This window comes from Erwinia plantamica, from assembly GCF_043420595.1.
Lineage (GTDB): Bacteria > Pseudomonadota > Gammaproteobacteria > Enterobacterales > Enterobacteriaceae > Erwinia > Erwinia aeris.
Window position 1 is genome coordinate 1 of sequence record NZ_JBGCUC010000035.1, and the last position, 4035, is coordinate 4035.

Consider the following 4035-nt stretch of genomic DNA (forward strand, 5'->3'; position numbering starts at 1 on the left):
CTACGTTAATCAGTGTGGAAAACTGATCTGTCATTTTCCGTTTGAGTGGGAAAAAAGCACGATCGATAGCCGTTTTTTATGGCTGAAAACAGGAAGTGAAGAGCATGATCCGATGACGGAAGAAGATTATGCAAAATTCGAGGATCATGCCGAAGCGTTGTGCTTTGATTCAGGAGCATTCAGTAGTGGAAGGTTATGGCATTCCGAGCCAAAAACCTTTATTAGACACTTCCGGAAGTGTGGTTGGCTTGATTGTCAAGTAATTGAAACGGTAATGGCAGCGAATACCAGTAAGAAAAATAAAAATGCACTTGATAACATCAAAAACACTACGTCAGAGTACTATTTAGATATAAATAAAATAATGCGGAAGTATAATTTTTCTGATGCAAATAGAATTTGTCATTTTTTAGGGCAAGGGGCGGTAGAGTCAGGATATTTATTGTCTATGCAAGAGTCCAGCCAGCAGCAGGTTGTGGTAGATGGTGTTCAGAAAGGTGGTAAAATCATAGAGGCCTCAACATATAATGAAACAACGGAGCTTGGTCACTGGTATGGGGCACTGGAAACCGAGAAAGATAGTTACTTTTTTGGGAAGAAATATAATTCACGTGGTGGGTATATTACCGGTTCCTATAGTTGGATAAATGGTAATTGCGGAGATGTAGATGCTCAGAAATTTAGAGGCAGAGGATTTAAAATGTTAACTGGCCTTGATACATATTCAGGTTATTGGGTATATAGAGGTTGGATATCAAAAAATGATTTCGATAAGTATTGGTGGGATGATCCAGAGTACAAAAAGAAAAATACTACTGGTATGAAAAAGCGACCTCCAAATATAGTTGCACCTCAAAAGGTAACAGAAAGTGCATACAACTGCATAGATACCGGTGGTTTTTTTATAGCATGCTTTAAAGCTAAAGTACTTAAAATTATGGATGAAGACAAATTTGGTAAATCTGGTGATGACAGCATTATTTTGAAGGTAACTAAGAGCATAAATGGTGCAGATAAAGGGATAGCAGAAAGAAAAAAAGCCACTAAAAAAGCGAAAGAGGTGATTGATGATGATGTTTAAAACTAATTCTTTTTTGTTTATGATACTTGGCTCTATGACCTTTAGTTCATGGGGGGGATATTACAACACCATTGAAGTTGATGGCGTAAGCGTAAATTTTGATAAAAATAAAGCTGGTTATGTCAGCATTCATGATAAAAAATCAAATGCGTATTATTCCTGTAAAATAGATAACTGGAATGATTCGCTACTCTCTGGAGCGGGAGGTATCTCTTTAACTAGTGATCAGGTAGGAGTGCTTATAGCATCAGGTAATAAATATTTGTATGTTAATGATATTGTAAATTGTAAAGGAAAGCCTATCAGCATTCATTCTATTCCATACTTTGATGAAGAAATTGCTTCCATCATAGATGTGAACTTTGAAAAAAAATTAGTTCTGGCATTAGTTGTGGTTGATGCTCACCTTAGATCATATCAAGCTATCGTTTCCAGGTTTAACGGAACTAAAAATCTATTGTCAGGAAAAGGTTTTTGGAGTGATTCCAAAAATGAACCGGATGATGACAGCTTGTTTTACCCCGGAGATACCATATATATTGGGAAAATATCTATTAATGGAAAATACGTTGCACCAAATGACTTGGATTGTACTGTGGATTCATTTCCTGGTGTATGGGATATTGAAAATAGAATGAAAATTTCATTCCTGGAAGATAAAGATGATGCGGTTATTGACCGTAAATGCAAAGAACTTTTTTCAGGTGAGAAAACACTGAATGAGCCAGGTGGAAAGTTCATTAATACGAAATGAAATTTTTCAATTATTTTCTTGCTGTCAGTTCATTAATTTTCTTGTGAGTCGCCAGTTATTTATTTAAAGTAAAGCTGGAGTTTAAAATGGTTCAAACGAAAGCTATATTATTGTTGGGTTTCGCTATTGATATTTTTTTAATTTCATTTTGCGTAATGGCAAGTAATCAGAATGTGTCATCCGCAGTCAAAAGCTATACCTACAAGGATGGAGAACCTTACGGCCTATCACAAGTATATCAAATTGATGCGCCAGATACCGGTTTCCCTCCTTATTATGTTTTCCAGAAGTTAGGCAAAGGGAACGCACATCCATTTATTTTTAATCGCGAAGGACTACCTGGTAAAGATGAGCCATACAGTCGATGTAACGTAGTGCTCAAGGTTAATAATCAATATCTTATACCTAGTAGAAATTATAAATCTGGATATGCCGAAGATTATGAACCATGCCTCGGCATCGATAGAATACAAATCATTAAAGGTAGTGAGGATATTAAATGGTATGTAACCGAGGTTTTATATCAGTCGGAAGGTGACAAACCAGATAAAACTCAAGAAATATATTTTTATTCTGGCGGTTTTTTTTGCTTTTCAAAAGAAATTAGCTCAAAGCTAGTCGCGGGCAAATTCACAATAAAAGATCTCGAAAATTTGTTTGTGGATGAGAAATACTCCGAGGAATGTGCTAAATAAAATTCAATGAGGTTGCTAATTGCCATAAAAATTACGTTGATAGATTGAAAGGAACTAAAATTCCCAGGCTTTGTTAATATCCTCTATATTACTGTAGCGACACTGCCGTAAAAAGGAATAATTAGAGTGTCATCATATATTGATGGACTAACAAATGAATCTGATTATTACAACAATTGCCGGTTTTTTTATCTCACTTAATGCATATGCATCAGGCGTTACATTAAATGGGAATGATTCTGTAACCATTGACATTAACAATCATACAAAACATTTAAAGTTTGACACTGTTATCAATGGCTATAGTGTTAAATGTAGCGGTGATAAATTAATTCTTTGGGGTAAGCCGAAAGCAATTAATGAAGGCGACCCACAAGATACAAATGTGATTCTTGTAGATTTGGAACATGGATACAAAAAGATTGAAAGAGGTTTAAGTGAAGGTGTCTTTGGTGTTTATTTTATAAAAGGAGAGTGTTTCGCTTATATTGCAACCAATCAGGGGTTGTTTTTTAATCTTACAAGTGGAAAGTTGAAACCAGTAGGGTCAGAGTTTGATCCTATGGATGATGATAGTTTTGAAGTATGTAAAAAAAATAGCACATGGGAATTTAATAGATATCCTTAGGCTTAACGTGGTTGATAGGTTGATAAAGATGATGGTTATGCCATCAAGGAGTTGGCATGAGGTTTATTAAAGTGCTGGTAATATTGATAGTTTCGGCGTCTTTCTCAGCCTTTCCAGTGCATTCTGCTGTGAAAATTTCTCCCCAGAAAACGGTCATGTATTTCATAAGTGATTATGAGCAGTGGAATGAAGAGGCTACGCAAAATTTAAGTGAAGATACTGGTTTTCAAACAAAAGATGAGTACGTTAAATTACTGAGAGAATATTGCACTCAATCTTCTGGCAGAATTGGCTATGATGTATATGGACAATATTCTCTGCATATTTCTGATGGGAAAAAATACTCAGCACTAAAAAAAAGACCAAGAGATTATAATCAAAACAGAAGTGTTGTCTAGATTTGGAGAGACAGGCGCTGATATGGATTATTTTGAATGCCACCTGGTTTTGGATAAAAATAGATATTTAATTGAAGAAGTATATCAGTTATCAAAATCTGGTAAAAAAACCAAAACATTATAACTTCATGAGTTTGAACCTTAGACGCTCTCTTGCAAAATGTTTGCCGGGGCAGCTGATTTGAGGATTGTTAAGTATAGTGTTTGAAGTTTTATTGTAGTTATTTGGCTGAGAAAAGATACTTTATTCCCTAAAGCATCTTCCTGAATGTTATCCACGGCCAGATTCACCAAAAACATCGCGCTGGATTGCTGTCCTGGTAGCGATGTTGGTCATCAGCGTGATCTTCATGCGTATATCCTGGGCGAATACCGGACAAAAGCGGGGAGTACTACGGGCGCAAAGAAAAGGCTAATAACCCCGAACAATTCCCGAGCATTGCCCTGGAAACCACCGGGCCTTCCCGCAAATTCAGCTT

General features: G+C 36.1%; 4 protein-coding genes and 1 pseudogene. All 5 read left to right on the top strand.

The annotated features are described in order from the left end of the window. Positions 1-1081 (top strand): annotated as a pseudogene (locus AB3U87_RS21855) (M23 family peptidase); the annotation flags it as partial. Further along, a complete protein-coding gene (locus AB3U87_RS21860; protein ID WP_394150495.1) occupies positions 1068-1835 on the top strand; it encodes a hypothetical protein in 768 nt (255 codons plus the stop codon). The pseudogene AB3U87_RS21855 and the gene AB3U87_RS21860, both read left to right, overlap by 14 nt. A gap of 86 nt (positions 1836-1921) precedes the next feature. Beyond that, positions 1922-2530 carry a hypothetical protein gene (locus AB3U87_RS21865; protein ID WP_394150497.1) on the top strand — a complete coding sequence of 203 codons (609 nt, stop codon included), beginning with the start codon at positions 1922-1924 and terminating at the stop codon, positions 2528-2530. A gap of 154 nt (positions 2531-2684) precedes the next feature. After that, positions 2685-3158, top strand: a complete 474-nt coding sequence (locus tag AB3U87_RS21870; protein ID WP_394150499.1) for a hypothetical protein — start codon at positions 2685-2687, stop codon at positions 3156-3158. Positions 3159-3214: 56 nt separating this feature from the next. Further along, positions 3215-3556 (top strand): hypothetical protein, encoded by a 342-nt coding sequence (locus AB3U87_RS21875; protein ID WP_394150501.1) that lies wholly within the window; start codon positions 3215-3217, stop codon positions 3554-3556. Positions 3557-4035: the final 479 nt, after the last annotated feature.